The 17,638-nt window shown below is 36.6% G+C and carries 18 protein-coding genes; 6 read left to right on the forward strand and 12 right to left on the reverse strand.

Translation table 11 applies throughout. The features are described 5' to 3' along the window. Positions 1-136: 136 nt before the first annotated feature. Positions 137-1,264 (forward strand): DNA cytosine methyltransferase, encoded by a 1,128-nt coding sequence (locus tag VXS03_RS07685; RefSeq protein WP_327763016.1) that lies wholly within the window; start codon positions 137-139, stop codon positions 1,262-1,264. A gap of 249 nt (positions 1,265-1,513) precedes the next feature. Here the strand turns inward: VXS03_RS07685 and VXS03_RS07690 are convergent, their stop codons facing one another. From VXS03_RS07690 to hypB, 8 genes are all read right to left on the reverse strand, one after another. Further along, complete coding sequence (locus VXS03_RS07690) at positions 1,514-2,443, reverse strand: hypothetical protein (protein ID WP_327763017.1); 930 nt, start codon at positions 2,441-2,443, stop codon at positions 1,514-1,516. Continuing rightward, on the reverse strand, positions 2,440-3,570 hold the full coding sequence (locus VXS03_RS07695) for a DUF3696 domain-containing protein (protein WP_327763018.1): 1,131 nt from the start codon (positions 3,568-3,570) through the stop codon (positions 2,440-2,442). Before VXS03_RS07695 ends, VXS03_RS07690 begins: the two co-directional genes overlap by 4 nt. A gap of 1 nt (position 3,571) precedes the next feature. After that, on the reverse strand, positions 3,572-5,536 hold the full coding sequence (locus VXS03_RS07700) for a DUF262 domain-containing protein (protein WP_327763019.1): 1,965 nt from the start codon (positions 5,534-5,536) through the stop codon (positions 3,572-3,574). Between the two features lie 987 nt (positions 5,537-6,523). Beyond that, entirely contained in the window at positions 6,524-6,880 is a 357-nt protein-coding gene (gene hypA / locus VXS03_RS07705; RefSeq protein WP_327763020.1) for a hydrogenase maturation nickel metallochaperone HypA, read from the reverse strand. Then, on the reverse strand, positions 6,880-7,911 hold the full coding sequence (gene hypE, locus VXS03_RS07710) for a hydrogenase expression/formation protein HypE (protein ID WP_327763021.1): 1,032 nt from the start codon (positions 7,909-7,911) through the stop codon (positions 6,880-6,882). The genes hypA and hypE overlap by 1 nt, the downstream gene beginning before the upstream one ends. Further along, positions 7,908-9,029: a hydrogenase formation protein HypD gene (hypD, locus tag VXS03_RS07715; protein ID WP_327763022.1), complete on the reverse strand. Its 1,122-nt coding sequence runs from the start codon at positions 9,027-9,029 to the stop codon at positions 7,908-7,910. The genes hypE and hypD overlap by 4 nt, the downstream gene beginning before the upstream one ends. Beyond that, complete coding sequence (locus tag VXS03_RS07720; RefSeq protein ID WP_080157651.1) at positions 9,026-9,265, reverse strand: HypC/HybG/HupF family hydrogenase formation chaperone; 240 nt, start codon at positions 9,263-9,265, stop codon at positions 9,026-9,028. Before VXS03_RS07720 ends, hypD begins: the two co-directional genes overlap by 4 nt. Positions 9,266-9,267: 2 nt before the next feature. Then, a complete protein-coding gene (gene hypB / locus VXS03_RS07725) occupies positions 9,268-10,002 on the reverse strand; it encodes a hydrogenase nickel incorporation protein HypB (protein WP_327763024.1) in 735 nt (244 codons plus the stop codon). 412 nt (positions 10,003-10,414) lie between these two features. On the opposite strand from hypB, the gene VXS03_RS07730 reads away from it, so the two are divergent. After that, positions 10,415-10,990: a hypothetical protein gene (locus VXS03_RS07730; RefSeq protein ID WP_080157653.1), complete on the forward strand. Its 576-nt coding sequence runs from the start codon at positions 10,415-10,417 to the stop codon at positions 10,988-10,990. A 104-nt stretch (positions 10,991-11,094) separates the two neighbouring features. Here the strand turns inward: VXS03_RS07730 and VXS03_RS07735 are convergent, their stop codons facing one another. From VXS03_RS07735 to hutW, 4 genes are all read right to left on the reverse strand, one after another. Beyond that, positions 11,095-11,490, reverse strand: coding sequence for a hypothetical protein (locus tag VXS03_RS07735; protein WP_327763134.1), 396 nt, complete (start codon positions 11,488-11,490; stop codon positions 11,095-11,097). 203 nt (positions 11,491-11,693) lie between these two features. Continuing rightward, positions 11,694-12,251 carry a heme utilization protein HutZ gene (gene hutZ / locus VXS03_RS07740; RefSeq protein WP_327763026.1) on the reverse strand — a complete coding sequence of 186 codons (558 nt, stop codon included), beginning with the start codon at positions 12,249-12,251 and terminating at the stop codon, positions 11,694-11,696. A gap of 130 nt (positions 12,252-12,381) precedes the next feature. Then, positions 12,382-12,909: a heme utilization cystosolic carrier protein HutX gene (hutX, locus tag VXS03_RS07745; RefSeq protein ID WP_394165655.1), complete on the reverse strand. Its 528-nt coding sequence runs from the start codon at positions 12,907-12,909 to the stop codon at positions 12,382-12,384. Between the two features lie 27 nt (positions 12,910-12,936). Then, the gene (gene hutW / locus VXS03_RS07750) at positions 12,937-14,364 is read right to left on the reverse strand and encodes a heme anaerobic degradation radical SAM methyltransferase ChuW/HutW (RefSeq protein WP_327763136.1); all 1,428 of its coding nucleotides are present in this window, start codon (positions 14,362-14,364) and stop codon (positions 12,937-12,939) included. A 410-nt stretch (positions 14,365-14,774) separates the two neighbouring features. Here hutW and VXS03_RS07755 point away from each other — a divergent pair, with 410 nt between their 5' ends. The 4 genes from VXS03_RS07755 to VXS03_RS07770 are packed head-to-tail and all read left to right on the forward strand — an operon-like array spanning position 14,775 to position 17,631. Then, complete coding sequence (locus VXS03_RS07755; RefSeq protein ID WP_327763028.1) at positions 14,775-15,596, forward strand: energy transducer TonB; 822 nt, start codon at positions 14,775-14,777, stop codon at positions 15,594-15,596. A gap of 3 nt (positions 15,597-15,599) precedes the next feature. Continuing rightward, positions 15,600-16,301 (forward strand): MotA/TolQ/ExbB proton channel family protein, encoded by a 702-nt coding sequence (locus VXS03_RS07760; RefSeq protein WP_327763029.1) that lies wholly within the window; start codon positions 15,600-15,602, stop codon positions 16,299-16,301. Beyond that, on the forward strand, positions 16,298-16,717 hold the full coding sequence (locus VXS03_RS07765) for an ExbD/TolR family protein (protein WP_297478537.1): 420 nt from the start codon (positions 16,298-16,300) through the stop codon (positions 16,715-16,717). The genes VXS03_RS07760 and VXS03_RS07765 overlap by 4 nt, the downstream gene beginning before the upstream one ends. Further along, positions 16,717-17,631 (forward strand): heme/hemin ABC transporter substrate-binding protein, encoded by a 915-nt coding sequence (locus tag VXS03_RS07770; protein WP_327763030.1) that lies wholly within the window; start codon positions 16,717-16,719, stop codon positions 17,629-17,631. The genes VXS03_RS07765 and VXS03_RS07770 overlap by 1 nt, the downstream gene beginning before the upstream one ends. Positions 17,632-17,638 lie beyond the last annotated feature (7 nt).

The following is a 17,638-nucleotide window of genomic DNA, read 5'->3' on the forward strand; positions in this document are numbered from 1 at the left end:
TTTGTGGGGTCAAAACTCAATTCAGATTGATATATATCAAATATAATAACGCCTAAAAAATATAATAAAGCTAACTTTGTATTGTATGTACATACAGTGTAAAATCCGCAGTCTTTCATTTTTTCCGAGGTTTTTTATGGCTAGCATTTTCTCATTTTTTACTGGTTCCGGTTTCCTTGATCTGGGATTTGAAAAAGCAGGATTTAAAATAGCGGCAGTAAATGAATATCATGCTTCTTTTTTAAATGCTTATAAGTATTCAAGAAAAGTAATGGCGCTACCTGAACCACAATTTAATCATTACCTTTGTAGTGTTGAAGAATTTGTTGGTGATGGATCTAATGTAGCGATGATTGCCGACCAAATAAACTCATTACAGTCTAGCGGTGAATTAGTTGGATTTATTGGTGGCCCTCCATGTCCTGATTTTTCCGTAGGTGGGAAAAACAAAGGTCAAGAAGGTGAAAATGGTCGATTATCGCGTACTTACGTTGATGCCATTATTCAACATAAACCAGATTTCTTCTTATTTGAAAATGTAAAAGGCTTATGGCGCACTAAACGTCACCGTGAGTTTTATGAAACACTAAAAGCAGATCTACGTACAGTTGGTTATGTAATTACAGATCATTTAGTCAATTGTATTCAATATGGTGCGCCTCAAGATCGCGATCGTATTTTAATGTTTGGAATTAAGGTTAATCACATTTCACAACATATCGATCAAGAATCCTTAGATGCAATGATAATTCCTGATGAATTATTTAATTGGGAATCACATATGAAATTTTCACGAGATGAGTCATTAAAGAAACCATCATGGCCTACTACTGCTGTTTTTGCTGAAGATATGACAACTCTCGCACCTGAAAATATTATAAAAGAATTAACTATTCAACATTGGTTTGATAAGAATAATGTTTTAAATCATCCAAACGCTAACGCATTTTTCACACCTAAGTCAGATAAATTTAAGATTGTTGCTGAAGGCGATACAAGCAAGAAATCATTTAAAAGATTGCATCGTTGGCGTTATTCACCTACTGCTGCTTATGGTAATAATGAGGTTCATTTACATCCTTATAAGGCTCGACGATTGAGTGCAGCAGAGGCACTTGCGATTCAATCATTACCAGCAGAATTTGAATTACCACCAACAATGACATTGAGCGATAAATTTAAAACTATCGGTAATGGTGTTCCTTTTGTTGCAGCTTTAGGTATTGCAAATACAATTAATGATTTTATAAATAAAATCAAGTAACTTAATCTTTTAAAATATAAGTCATTATCTTTATTTATCATATATTGTATCTAATATCATGAATATAATTATAAATACTTGTTGAACCTACTATAGAATACCTTCTCTAAAAATAACAAATTAGAGAAGCTATTTTAAAAATGTCAGAAGATCCAATTGAAATGAATCATGTTAATTGACAGCTATACCAATAATTTATAGTAAAAATAAATTTTTCAGTAAGCGATTTATATAAACCGCTTACTTTTATTATAAATGCTTACCTATATGTGCAACCATTATTTTTTTCTTATTTTCGCCGTTATAACTTTTGAGAGCAAAGTAAATTCTAATCGGATTACCTTTACCATGTGGTATAGCAATATTTTTATCATTAACATTAATTTTCAAATGATACTCACAATTAATAGTCCCTTTATCAGGAAATACAACTTCAACTTTATTTTTACCTTGCCTAGAACATGATAATGTTCTACCAATAATTCCAGTTAAACTAGATATAACTGTCAAATCATCTTCATTCTTATTAGGATCTTCAGATATAATAAAATATGATTGATTAAGAGAGTTTAAAGCATGGGATATTATTTCCTTATAATCATTAATAGTTCCTATTTTAATAGTTTTTATTGTATTCGAAATTTCCGGATGGAATATTAAATATTCATAATTACACTTTGACCATTTTATAAACTCATCATCGCTATTACTTTTTGAAATATAAGATGAGTTTAAATTTAAAGTTTCAGTCCATGATGATGTATAATTTTCATTATTAATATTTGGAAAAAAATTAATACCTCTATCTATAACTAAAGCATATTTTCTCATATAATCAGATTTTTTTTGATTATTTATAATATGATCTATAGTTTCAGAGTTATTATATAAAACATATTCAGAGAAACACTTATCAAAAAGACTTAAATAATATGAAAAAACACCATAGTCATCATTTGCTAATTGTAATAAATCATCTTGAATAGATGTAGAATTAACTACTTTATCAGTCAAATCACTTGAACATTCAATTTTTATATTTTTTGAACGTCTAAAATCTTTATATATTCCATCAAAATTGGAGAGCAAGTTATCAACATCTGATAATTTTTTTATATCAGATAAACTCCAAAAACTACATCTTGTGATATACACTGTTGATTCATTAATTACACTCATATCCTTTCTCTTGAGGAGCTAGCTTCCTCTCCTTTAAGTAAAGTCTTTATATCCATAGCTTGTTGATCAAAAAATCCATCTGGCCATTCAGATAATTGACCATTACATCCAATATTAATATCTTTTACTTCACTTTCACTATTTGGTACTCCAATTACATAAAATACTTTAAATTCACCATCTTCATAGTCATTATCTAATTTAGCTGCAACTCTAATTCCATTTAACAAATGATCACTATGAGTCTCAATTATAACTTGAACACCGGATAAAGCTGCACGAGCAATCAATCGTCCCAAATAACTTTGCCCTCTTGGGTGCAAGTGGGCCTCTGGATTTTCTATAATAACTAAGCCTCCTGGTTGAGTTAGTAATAGTGCACAAACTATACCAAGAGAGTAACTTAAACCAAACCCCATATGGATAGGTTTTGTATTTGCAGAGCCATAAGCACTAAATTGAGCATGACTAATACCTACATCTGTAACGGTATCAGACTGAAAATTAAAACCAGGAGATATCTCTGACATCCAATTAATTATATTACGACGGATACTAGTACCTTCAGAATTATTAAAAATTCTTTTATCTTCGTCAGATAATCTTTTTAATTGATTAGAAACATGAGCCAAAACATCAAATGTATATTCACCTTTAGATCCAAGCCAATTTATTATCAATTCATCATTGTTATTTTCCAAATATACCCTTGGACCAAAACGTTCAGCTTGTAGAAATTGAAATCCTTTATCATTAAAATAAAGCTCTGGTATTTTATTATGGACTTCATCAGACTTTATAACCAACTTATTTCTTAATAAACTTTGTTCCTTTTCATCATCTACCCCCCAAGAATAAGTAACCTTATCTATATCAAGTGAAACTCTCAAGTGAGAGTCTTCAACTTCTGCGTGACGAGAAAAAATATCCTTAACATCAGAAAAATCGACAAGATTACCTTTTAAATATAATTCTTTTTTAAATTTATTTTGGAAAACTATAGCTAAAGATTGAATTGCCGTGCTTTTCCCTACTGAATTATTTCCACAAAACACAGTTAAACTACTTAAATTAAATTCAACTTTTCTATAACACTTAAAATTTTCAAGTTTAATTTTATTTATCATCTTATTTTAACTCTTTAACGATAGGAACTATTTCTAGTTTACAACCAGTTGCCTTATAAACTATATTAATTAAAGACTCAAATCGATATAATATAGTAACTTTTTTACCTGTTGATTGAGACAATGAGTAATTAAACCCTCTCTTATTTTTTTCATATATTTCGCTAATCCAATTCGAATATTCTTTAGAATCATTTTTAATTGCATCATATAATATTTCAATTAGCTTATCTTTATTATTTTTTATGATTTTTCTTTGTGTTAAATCAGCATTAGAAAATAAAGAAACTAATGCTTCGAATAATGTTTTACTTATAGGATCATTTTTTCTTGAACCAATTGATTTTCTAAATGCATTTTCATGGAAAATTTCCTTACAAAAAGACAAACTAGACTCAAATCTAGATGTTATATCAATTATTATTGGTGATTTAGATAGATAATCTATACTACCATCATCACGCTTAACTTTATTAAAATCTTGATTATTAAACCATCTCATTGTTTCAACTAAAAAATCGTTATATTTATTATAATTAAAATCTTTAAATCCATATAACATATAAGATAATGCACCTAAACATAACTCTAGATCTTTTTGTCGCTTATGGTTAACGGCATCATTTGTAGCATCAGTAAATGTCTTAGATGAAGCAACAAATTTCAAATAAAAAACACTATTACCAAAATTAATTGCAGATCTTATTTCCTGATCACTTAACTTTACACCATAAGTATTAATACGATGAAATAACTCAATAATAAACCTATTATTTTCATCATTCTCATCTTCAACATCAATAATATATGCCGTAATTTCATACTCTTTAATAGCTCGTATATACTTACGATGAGTTTGAGCCTCAAAATCCTTAAAATTCATACCATCAAGATCACTCACAGGAGAGTCATAAGGCAATTTCAAAGTTAGCTCACCTGCCATAAAATCTTGAATAGTAGTTAATCTTTGAAGTCCATCAATAACAACCCAATTATCATTTTTTTTTCTTTCCCCAAAATAAAAAATGGGTAAAGGAAGTCCCATAAAAATAGATTCTATCAATTTAGATTTACGATTATCATCCCAAATTCTATCACCTCGCTGATAATCAGGTTGAATTTCAATTTCATCATAATGAAGACGTTCATACAGAGTAAACAAACTAGGCGTCTGCCTACGAATGTATGGAACCTTTATTTCCTGAGCGTTTTTATTAGGGATATCCTCATCATCTACAACATCTAAATTTAGCTCATCGTCAACAACACCAGTGAAAGATGATAAATCAACCAAATCTGACATATCAAAATTATTATCTCTAATTAATTCATTATTATAATCTTGAATGTTTTTATTTTTTGTCGATGTCATATTTACAGATGTTTTTTTTACTACATCATTAATAGTTTCAAGCTTTTTTACTATTTGAAATATATTACTCTCAATTAATAAACCAGGTGATTTAATATGCAATTCATCAAAACTGCTTTTTAATTCACTAACAATTTCATCCAATTCAGATGCAAACTTTCCTTGACTAAATTTCTTATATTCTAAAATTGAATCACGAAGCTTTTTTTGCTCATTCTTTGGTACTTCTTGAGTGGCACCAAACTTATGTGCATGAAAATCTCTTAATACTAAGTGCTTCCTACGTTCATATTTAAAGAATTGAACATATGGAAGATTAGCAAAAATGGTTTCTGGATGATTTCGACTAGACGAAGAACCTTGTAATACTTCTTCAACATTACAATAGCCATCTCTATCTAATGCTTCAAATATAAGCTTTATTTCTTTTATATTCCTTTTTGTTTTCTTATTTGTACTTTTAGAAACAACATAATAGAATCCACGCTCTACATCTATTTCATCTATAGAAATATTGGATGTTGATGCATTAATTGCACTTAATGTCAACCCAATTAAACTAGTTATATCATTTATAATATTTTCGTAATTCATTATTACAACCATCTTTGTAATTATGCCAAAACTTACCAGCTAAAATTAATACTATTCTAATAAAAAAATGTAAGTTTTTATATAAATAAAAACTTACATTTAATTAGATTTACCATACAGAATGATAAACAAATCACAAACTCAGAATAAAAGAATAAAAGAATAAAAGAATAGCTGTACTACTAATTAACAATATAATCACCTATAAAACTTAATATAAAAAATATTAACAATTTGATATACAAGCAAAAAAGGCCATCCTTGCGTTAGCGAGTATGTTCGTTTTTATCTATAAACGCTCTTTAATACGTCTTAGTTTTACTCGAATTCTAACTGTATTAACAGTAAATCTTCGTCATCCAATGTCCATAAGGACATGCTAGAATTCCAATGAAAACTGTAACTCTACAACGCGCGAATAGTAGATTCCCTATCGCCCTCACGGGCATTCATTGGAGGAAATGACAAAGGTTATTTTCCCGTCATCCTGAAAGTTGAGGAACGAAACTATCCGGGATCTATTCACCGCGTGCTTGAGCATTACAGACATCAGCAAAAAAAGTATTCTACAACGCGTGGATAGTAGATTCCCTATCGCCCTCGCGGGCATTCGTTGTAAATAGTGTCGAGATTGGTTTGTGCATTTATTGTTGAAAATGATGCAGCCTATTATCCGTCATCCCGGAAGTTGAGGAACGAAACTATCCGGGATCTATTCACCGCATGTTTGAGCATCACAGACATCAACAAAAACAAGCACTCTACAACGCGCGGATAGTAGATTCCCTATCGCCCTCGCGGGCATTCACTGTAGGGAATGACGGAGAGGTAAAGTAACTCGATGACTCGATGACTCGATGACTCGATGACTCGATGACTCGATGACTCGATGACTCGATGACTCGATGACTCGAACCTGATTTTCCTCCAATAAAAAAGGCCATACCAGCATTAACTGATATGGCCTTTTTTAACGATAATCGCTGCTTATGCGTCTTGGCTTTGCTCGACTTCTAGCTGCATGAGCATTAGATCTTCACCATCTAAAACATGGGTGCGATTACTACCGCAATGCTGACAAATAATGCTGCGCTCGTTATGAGTGGTTTCTTGTCCACATTCGAGGCAGGATAACACCAGCGGCTGAATGTTCATTTCAAACTCAGCGTCATGGCAAATACCTTCCAGCTTAAAAGTCTGAAAAGCGGTTTCAAGTAAGGCAGGTTCTACCCCACTTAAAATGCCGACTTTAATCGCAACACGGGTGACTTTGTCTGCATTGTTATCACGAGCATGTTGTTCGCATTGTTCGATTAAAGCGCCAACAATGGAATACTCGTGCATTAACAGATCCTCGGTAATAATTCACCTTGAGGAAGGTCAAGATAACGACGACTACCCCAACCACTGGTTAGAATTACACGACCCGTATGTTCATTATTAACTGAACCAATCACAGCTGCGTTTTCACAAGCGGCAAAGGCTTCAAGCACTTCTAATGCTTTTTGCGCTTGTGCTTGGGGCAATGCAATAATGAACGTGCCTTCGTTGGCTAAATCAAACGGTTCAAACCCGTATAATTCACATAGGCCACGCACTTCTTCACTGACAGGCACATCATCTTCAACAAGGTTGATACCCACATCAGAGGCTTGCGCCCATTCATTTAATACCGCAGATAAACCGCCACGGGTTGCATCACGCATTGCATGAATATCAAGCCCTGCCGCAATTAATGCTTCAACCGCAGGCCATAGCGTATTGCAATCACTGATAAGCTCTGATTCAAGGGTTAAGCCTTCACGCGCCATTAAAATAGCCGCGCCATGACGACCGACATCGCGCGAAACAATAATTGCATCACCATCAGCAAGGTTACGCACTGAAATGCCTGTTTGCATGATTTTGCCAACACCGGTGGTATTAATGAAAATACCGTCAGCACAACCTTTAGGCACCACTTTAGTATCACCACAAACGATTTTAGCACCAGAGATGCTTAACTCGTTGGCCATGCTACTCACGATGGTTTTAAGCTTATCGATTTCAAAACCTTCTTCGATAATCACACTACAACTTAAATATTGCGGTTGTGCACCCATCATCGCTAAATCATTCACAGTGCCTGCAATGGCTAATTTACCAATGTTACCACCAGCAAAAAACAACGGTGACACTGTAAATGAATCAGTAGTAAAGGCAGTTTTACCTTCAAGGGTTAATACTGCAGCATCTTCTTCGCTACGCAGAATCGCATTATCAAACGCTTTAAAGAATAAACCTTTAATGAGTTTATTCATTTCCTGACCGCCACCGCCATGACTTAGTTGAATAGACTTTGTAGTCGATAAAGCGGAGAAATCTTGTTCACTCATTTTACACCTCGGTAACGGAAATACGCATTACACGCACCTTCTGAACTCACCATGCAACTGCCAAGTGGCGTTTGTGGCGTACAACCACGACCAAAGACTTTACAATCTTTTGGCTTTGCTAAACCGCGTAGAATATCACCACATTGACACGCTTTATGATCATCAATAGGCGTCATTGGCAAGCAAGCAGCAAATTTAATTTCAGCATCACGATGGCGGTATTTTGCATTAAGTTGTAATGCAGAGTTAGCAATCGGCCCTAAACCACGCCAGCGGAAACTATCACGAATATCAAAACAACGTTTAACCGCCGCTTGAGCAACCGTGTTACCTTCTTCTGTTACCGCGCGAGTATATTGCACATCAAGTTCAGCAATGCCTGCTACTCTTTGCTTGGTTAAGCGCAGAATAGATTCCATCACATCAACCGGTTCAAACCCTGCAACCACGACTGGCGTTTGATATTTTTCAACTACCGAGCGATAAATTTTGGCACCTTCAATAACACTTACATGTGAAGGACCAATAAACGCATTCACTTTCACCGCAGGATCAGCCATTACTACATCAATTGCAGGTGGCACTAATACATGGTTAATATGAAAATAAAGGTTATTGATCTGACGTTGCTCGGCAAGTTCAATCAAAATCGCCGTCATTGGGGTTGAGGTTTCAAAACCAATCGCAAAGAAAACTACGTCTTTATCAGGATTATCAAGCGCTATGGTTAAACAATCTAACGGATCGTAAATTGGTCGAATATCGCACCCTTTAGCGCGATATTGTGCCAAGCTGCCTTTTGAACCAGGAACACGAATCATGTCGCCCAATGTCACTAAAATCACATTAGGTTGACTCGCTAATGCCGCAGCGTGATCAATGCGCTCTTTAGGCATCACACACACAGGACAGCCAGGGCCGTGAATAAAATCAATATTCTCGGGTAATAGCTGCTTTAAACCATACTTCATAATGGTATGTGTATGACCACCACACACTTCCATTACTTGCATCGGCTCAGGTAAATCAACTGCAAGTTGCTTAATCTGTTCAGCTAAACTTAATACTGTATCGGCATCGCGAAAGCCTTCATACAGTTTTTTTAAATCGAAACTCATATTGGAAGTGGCCCTGATTCATCCATAATAAACTGATACATTTCAAGACTTTCTTGTGCATCTTTATCGTCGATTTTGCTCATGACAAAACCGATATGGATCAATACATACTCACCAATAGCAAGTGGGTCCATTAATAGATGACAACTTACGCGACGTTTTACGCCCATAGTATCAACCGTGACGGTATTATCTTCGTGAATCTCTACAACTTGCGATGGAATCGATAAACACATAATTACGCTTCCTGTGGACGTTGATTAGCAGTTAACCACTTAACTAAAGGCGCAAAAGTTGTTTCATCTTTGGTTGATAGCGTAATCACTTCGACATCAGGATTCAGTTTCTTCAGTTGTGCTTTTGCTTCATCAACACTGAAATCAAAATACGGTAATAGATCGCATTTAGTGATCAAAACCACATCCGCACGACGGAACATCACTGGGTATTTTTCAATCTTGTCGTCACCTTCTGGAACAGAAACTAAAACAATATTTTTATGCGTACCCACATCGTAACTTGCAGGACAAACTAAGTTACCCACGTTCTCAACAAAGCAAATATCAAGATTTTTAAGATCAACATGGTGTAATGCGCCATGCACCATGAAGGCATCAAGATGGCATGCAGAACCAGTTTGAATTTGGTATGCGTCAATACCGTGTGCTTTTAAGCGATCAGCATCACGCGAAGTCTCTAGATCACCTTCAATAACTGCGTATTTTAAATCGGTGTACTTATGTAAATGCTCCAGTAATGTGGTTTTACCGCTACCAGGACTACTCATCAAATTAAATGCCGTCACATTTTGTGCTTCAAAATGGGCACGATTATGCGTAGCCTCAACATCATTCTTATCTAGAATTTTATGGATAACGGATAATGTCTTTTTATCATTTAATTGTGGGTTTGCTTGTAGTTGGTGATGATGGTGATCACCTCTCGGTAATGAACAACCGCAATCTTGGCACATATGAACTCCAGCATAGAGGGGATTTCAGCTATCGTTTTAATCAAAAAATGGCTAAACGGTAGGAAAATTAAACAGGATTCAGTTCAGATTATTGAACACTCAAATTCTGAGAATTATGAGAATCGATTATCTATGCTTTAAGCGGATAAATCAATTTGTGTGATAATTTATTTAGCGGATCATTAGATTGATTATATATATATATCGTCCTTACTGATGAACTGCTAAAGTATGCGTTTACAATTCAGTTTAGCTTCAGACTTAATGACAATGATATGACATAACCCTAAATTTTGACGCGTATGTTATGTCATAAGCACTTCAAGATTAATCACGATGAGACTTGCTTTCTAATGCTCTCTCACGCCTTCTTGAATAAGAATGTTATTCATCGAACAAAAGAGAAACCATAATGCAAACAAAAACATCTAACTTAAAAACCAAGCTTCTAAAATTAGCTGCACCCGTTGCGTTAGCTTGTGCATTTGCAGCTGCACCAACAGTAGCGATGGCTCAAGATGCTCCGAATGCCTCTGTGGTAGCATCTCAAAAAATCACAGCAGAGCAACAACACGTTGCCGCTGAAATTGGTAAAATCCAGCAAGAACTTGCCGCTATTCGTGTGAAGACATTAAAAGCAAACCCGCAACTGATCACTGAGATGAAAGCTTACGAAACAGCATTTAACAATAAAGTTAAAGCAATGGGCTACCAACCAGAAAAACTAATCAAGCGTGCTCAAGAAATCCAAGTTGAAGCAACGAAGAAAGACATTTCAAATGACAAGCGCACTGAGTTGATTAAAGAATTCACAACTATTCGTACTACGCTTGAGAAGCAACAACGTTCAATCTTGAATGATCCTGCAATCAGCAAGCAAGACAAACAAGTACAAGATGACGTTATTGATGCAATGAAAAAGCAAGATTCAAAAACAACTGATCTACTAAAACAATTAGATCAACTTGTTATGCAATTTAAAAAATAATTGCGCAAAATAACTGAATAAGCTTTTATTCAAAAAAAAGGATAATCAAACGATTATCCTTTTTTTATATCTAATTTTTTATATCAAATTACGGTAAATATACGTTACAACTTAACCGCTTGGTTTTGACTTAACAATTTCATACCATTAATGATTTTTGCAAACCACACCACTACCGCAACGATAGCAATAGCACCACCGATAAACGGTAATACGTTCAATGCCTTATCTAAAATCTCACTATGAATCCAGTATTCAGCACCTGCAATCATGCCCGTTGTTGTTGCTGCCGACACACCCAACACCACAAAAAAAGTAAGAAACAAAAAGAAGCTACGAATAATGGTGTAATAGTGGCTATAGGCAACTTCATCTGCGCCTTTATCAAGTTTATAACCAGCATAAATAATGGCGATAATTCCTGATAATAATAAAGTAAACGGGGTTAGAAAGCTGGCAATATACGCAAACCAGATACCCTTTTTATGTTCTTCCGTCATCATATGATCCGAATAAATAAGCAATGTATGCGTTAATTATCACTGATATTTACTTGAGTTCAAGTTTCGCTCTAAATTACGATGATCGGGATCAACTTCTCGATCATTGCTGTCGCTAGGGTCTGCTATAACGCCCTAAACGAACCATGCCTGCGATAAATCAGCAGGCATGGATTTGTTTTGTTACTGCGCACAAATGCTATTTATAATTTATCCGTTGGCGTTTCAATTTCAGAACCATCTTTAATCCGACGGTGGCCTTGTTCTAAATGAACAAAATCCACTAAATCATCACCACTAACTTGAAACGCTTTACCAAACCCTTTTACAAATAGCCCTTGTGTTGGTGCTAAGCGGAATAAGACAAAATCTTCTAAGCCACTTAAGCCGTCAACAATCTCACCAAAACGATCACGTAATTTAGCCACAGCAGAGGTCCAGCGATCGGTGTTACGTTCAACCACACTGACATTCGCTTCAAACGTTAGTCGCTTGCGGGCATACAATGTTTTGGCCGTGGTTTCATCTTCAATCATCATGAGAGAAACTTGAGGATTTTCCAGTAAATTACGCGCATGCTTGGCAATCTGACTAATTAAGACGTAATACCCATCATCAAGTAACGCAAAAGGTGCATAACTCACATTGGGTTTACCATTAATATCAACCGTCGCCAGTTGCAGTGTTAAACACGCTTCACGAAATTCTTTAATCTCTGGTCCTAAGCGGTTTTGCAGTCGTTCTTGTTTTACTTCACCCATTTTATTTCCCTTCTTCCTTTTTAATGCAGACTGACTAACATTCTATTTTTATGTAGTTATTATATTTTTAACTCATGTTTTTAAAATAATGGTTCTTTTTACTAATGACCGCTTCTCATAAACCAAACATTTAATTTACGAGTAGTTTGAGCTGTTGAAATTTTTCAATTTGATCTGAGAATAAGTTGCGCTGTTTATCTCGCCCTAAATAGACTTTAAATACACATTCACCCTGCTCAGCAAAGAAGCCTATAAAATGGCTTTCTTGACCCATAAATGGCTTACTCACTAATGCAATATGCTCAACTAAATCTAATCGTAGATGGCCATGAAGTTCACCCTCTTTACCCATTAAATTATAGTAGCCTCGGGCTAATTTTCCTTTGGGAAACGGTGCTTTGACTTCAAAGATAGATCCCATTGAATGCACGATGGTAGTAACAGGGCCCCAACTCGGTAAAGCCTCAACAATGGTTTGTGCCATATTACCAGCCAGTGGGAAAACTAACTCCGATGGCAGTGATAACACCACTTCACCTTCTGTCACCTGAAGTTGTTCAGCAATAGCTCCGGCATGAAGCTTTTCATCCTGTTGCAGTATTTGAGCAACTTTCGTTTTTAATTCATCATGAGAATAGCGAGTAAACACAGTTATCATCCTTTTAATTACAATTAGCCAATGTATTTAATTTACACACGGTTGTGGTTGAGCTTTTACAGCTGCGGTAGTTATTACTTGAATCAATGCTTGCGCCAGCGTTACCGCCCAAAATTGCCCTGCTAACGTCAGATTTAAATAACGGTGATGCCCTAGTTGTTCTATTTCGACAAAACCATGTTGCTGCCATTGTTGAAATAATGGCATGTAATAATCAAACAATGGCCAACCCGCTTGTTTATCTAATTCTTTCGCAATTATCACTCCGCGATCAAACGCTGCTTTAATTGCCGTATTAACCGCGGCATGAGGTGATGATTTAACCATCATCGCGAGTGGAATCCGCTGATGACTAACATCATCCATATAGCGTTCAAGTTTGCGATGTTGCATATACCCATAACCACCAACATTCCCACCAGCCCCCGCCCCTAGCGGTAAAACTTCTGCGGTGGTTTTAGCAAGGCTGTTATAACAACTGCGTTCGCGGTTATCGCGTGCCCAATGATTAACACTTAAACGGCGTAGATGATGTTTAGCCATATAATCTACCCCCATCTCAAACATTGACGCTTTAGTCATAGTATCGGCAGGCTCTGGTAAACGGCCTTGTTCGACCATTTTTCCCATTGGCGTATTACCCATTTCAATCAACTGATATAAATCAACACCGTGGGCACCAGAATCAAGGAAATCATTCAAATCATGTTGCCACACATCAAGATTCTGATAAGGCAGCCCATAAAGTAAATCAATCACAATTGGCGCTTGATCGGTTGCCGCTAACTCACTGACGCGTTTCAACACTACGTCACGATCATCTAGACGTTTTGCTTTACGACGCACTTGCGTATCAAAACTTTGTACGCCAAAAGAAAAACGGTTAAACCCGCCTTCAAGTGCCGACTCAAACATCTCATCACTGAAACGATTAATACGCCCTTCTAGGGTTAACTCACAATCGGTGGCTAACGGAAAGTGATGGCGAATCATAGTACCGAGTTGCTTAATTTGTGCCGCAGTTAAATCTGTCGGAGTACCACCACCAATATAAACCGCTTGAAAAGGTGCCGCCTGCGTCCATGGCTGAGCGGCTTTATATTTAAGCTCAACCATTAATGCTGCAAAATAATCATCAATCAAACGTTGGCTCGACGCATATTCAAAAAAGCTGCAATAGGTACAACGTACACGACAAAATGGAATATGAACGTATAAACAACGCTTATTAAAAGGCGAGTCTGTCTGCTGCAAAATCTGTTGTGCTAACGGCTGTATTTGATCTGGCGTAATAGGGTTATGACTACCACCACCAGCATGTGCCGATAATTTACGTCGAAAACCAAATCGCAACGGATCTGGCGTATTTTCTCCAAGAATTTCAGCACCAAAACTAGATATATCCAAACTAGCGGGTGTCTTTATAGGCAATATGGATTGTTCGGCATTTATCATATTAATGGCTATGTTCACTAGCCCCTCTTCAGTAACTTGTAACGTGTGATTTCGATAAGGTTGGCGACAAATCGACACACATCACATCATTTATGATTATTTGCTATCACTTTTTAAGCTGTTTATTGCAAGCGTTCAGAGCAGAAACGGTGCATTGCCATTCCCATCAATGATTCTTAATCTCATTTGAAAGCATGATATTTTGCATTGAATAATATTGCAAATGATAATTGATATTATTCGCATTTCATGGATAATAGCTAAAAATAAAGTAGCAATATTAATCATAATGTTACTAACTATATGAAAAAGCTTACAAAACGGATAACGCACACCGGAGGTGATATTTTGCATCAATATTCAATCACTATCGACGACATTCTTTTTAGTGTTATTTTTAGGTAATAATAGTGAATACAAAACGTTACGTTGCCGCAGGGGCGGTTTCATTATTGGTTCACAGTATGTTTCTTGCAGCTATGCCAACCAAAGATCCCATCACATTGACGATGGGAAGCGATACTCCGCACGTTAGTTTAACCTTCGTTGCAGTTCCACCTGCTGTGGCGAAAACACCACCAACGGTAACGCCAGTATCCACCCCAACAGAATCAGTACCAACAAAGTCAGCGCCAGTAAAGCCCCCAGTTATATCGACTATGAAGCGCTTAGCAAAGACCACAACAGTGGATAAAACGGCACCTAAAAAAGCATCGACGCCTAAAAAAACACTAACACCAAAGAAAAAGATAGCGCCACCGATCAAAAAAAACGTCACTTCAGTAAAGAAAAAAACACTCACACACACAAAAAACATAAAACAAATATCACCAGCCGTTGCACCCACAGCGACGACAGATAACAAGGCTGCATTAAAACCGGTAAAAGCATCGTCAAATCAATCAAACAAAACAGCAACAACCGCTATCAATAATGCGGGCGCGCAAACATTACAATTGGTGTCAAAGCCGACCTTTGTTACGCGACCAGGGGCTGTAAATTACCCCAAATTAGCCAAACGTCGTGGAATTGAAGGCCAAGTACTGATTGAAGTCTGGATTGGCTTAAAAGGACAACAACTCAAGCAAAAACTAATCAAATCATCCGGTGCTCATATCTTAGATAACGCAGCAATTACAGCGATTAAGAAATGGCATTTTTCTTCTCATATTGTGAACGGTAAGGCGATTGCCCACCGAGTACAGATCCCTGTACGTTTTAAACTGGACTAAACCATGACTGTTATTGACAACCTCACCCAACAATTTGGCCTTATGACATGGCCGCTGCTTACATGCTCAGCACTAACGATCATGATTCTCGTCGAGCGTTTTATACAAGTACTACTCTGCACGGGCGTTGGAAAAACCAAAATCACCGCCCTTTTAGATAAACAAAATCGACATGATGACCGTGCACTAGATCAGTTAGCAGACCAACTTAAGCATCAACGACCATTACTTTGTAAAGGCATTGCAATGCTTATTTCTCATCGTCATTTCACTAAACCATTACGTGAAGATGCCGCGGGTATTTGGTTACTTCAACAGCGCCAGCAATTACGTTCAGGGCTACGATTACTAAGTTTAATTGGTGTGATTAGTCCGTTATTAGGTCTACTTGGTACTGTTTTGGGCTTAATTGAAATGTTTAAAGGCATTGCACTATCAACGGGCTCGGTTACACCAAGTGATCTTGCTGATGGTTTAGGTTTAGCGATGCGTACAACAGCGGCAGGCTTAATTATTGCCCTGCCCGCGATTACAGGTTCACAGCTATTAGGTTTATGGGCAGATAGCATTATGGCGAAACTGGAGCACAGCTTAAATCGTTGTAATTTATGGTTAGAAGGCATGAACATTGATGTCAATAATAGCCCAGTAAAGCCGTGTGATACTTGTGAAGAAAACCCGGCTTACACTGGCAAATCAGCATGATTAGTATCAATAATAGTCAGCAAAATGCAGACGAACTCAATCCTGATTTAACGCCTTTATTGGATATTATCTTTATTGTTATGGTGTTTTTATTACTTACCGCAACAGTAAAAATTAAATCATTAGATGTGGAATTACCGCAGACCTCGACCCAAATATTACAAACAACCAAGGCCGATCCGATCACGATAAATCTGGTTGCGACTGAACCTTATTGGGCATTAGACGGTCAATCGGTCGACAACTGGGACAACTTTTCACAGCAATTATTAACCGCTGTAAAAGCACATTCAGATAAGCCTGTCGTTATTGGTGCTGATAAAAAAGCATCCGTAGAACAAATGCTCAAGTTATTAGCTTTTCTACAAAAAAATGACATTAAAGCCACGCAACTATTAATGGAAGATCAACAATAATGGACAGCTACCGTTCTTTTATCGCCTCACCTTGGCGTCATGTTTCTCAAAAAATACTGTTATCAGCAACACTATTTATCACCGCTTCAAGTATATTTAGTCCTCTCGCCCATGCGCAAACGGAAGCAAGTTCTGCTCGAATTATTAGTGCTGGTGCGGCTATTACTGAAATCATCAATGCGTTAGGGGCTGAAAAGCAATTGATTGCCGTTGATGTTACCAGTAAAACCCTTGTAGCGAATAACCTGCCAAAAGTCGGTTATCACCGTCAACTGTCAGCAGAAAGTCTGATTGCTTTAGCCCCCACTCGTATTATTGGTTCTGATGAAATGGGACCACCCAAAACATTAACCCTTTTAAAACAATCGGGAATTGAAGTTGATATTGTTAACGGTGGTGAAACTGTGTCTGATTTACTGCATAGAATCGATCAAGTTGCGGCCTTAACCCAACATTCACAACAAGCGCAACAACTTAAACAAACTATCGCAGCGACGGTAAAAAACATCGAAAAAAACAATACTCATCAGACTCAATCGAAAAAAGTATTGTTCTTAATGATTCATGATGGGCGACCAATTAGCGTTGCCGGCAAAAATACCACAGCAGACAGTATTATTACTTTAGCGGGGGCGATAAACCCAGCGGCAGCCGTTGTTGCAAACTATAAGCCAGTTTCAACCGAAGCTATTTTGCAAATGCAACCCGACATTATTTTACTTAGCAGTCGCACCACAGCCTCAATTAAAAATATGGCACAACTCATCAAAAAAATGCCGGTATTAGAAGCCACTCCTGCGGCAAAAAATAATGCCATTGCCGTGATTGATGGTACGGCATTAATTGGTGGCTTAGGCATTCATAGTATTAATGAAGCCATGCGTCTTAATCATGTTTTTTACCCACAATCGTAATCTGAGA

Origin of the sequence: Photobacterium sp. S4TG1 (assembly GCF_036040035.1) — a bacterium.
In the GTDB taxonomy this organism is placed as follows: domain Bacteria; phylum Pseudomonadota; class Gammaproteobacteria; order Enterobacterales; family Vibrionaceae; genus Photobacterium.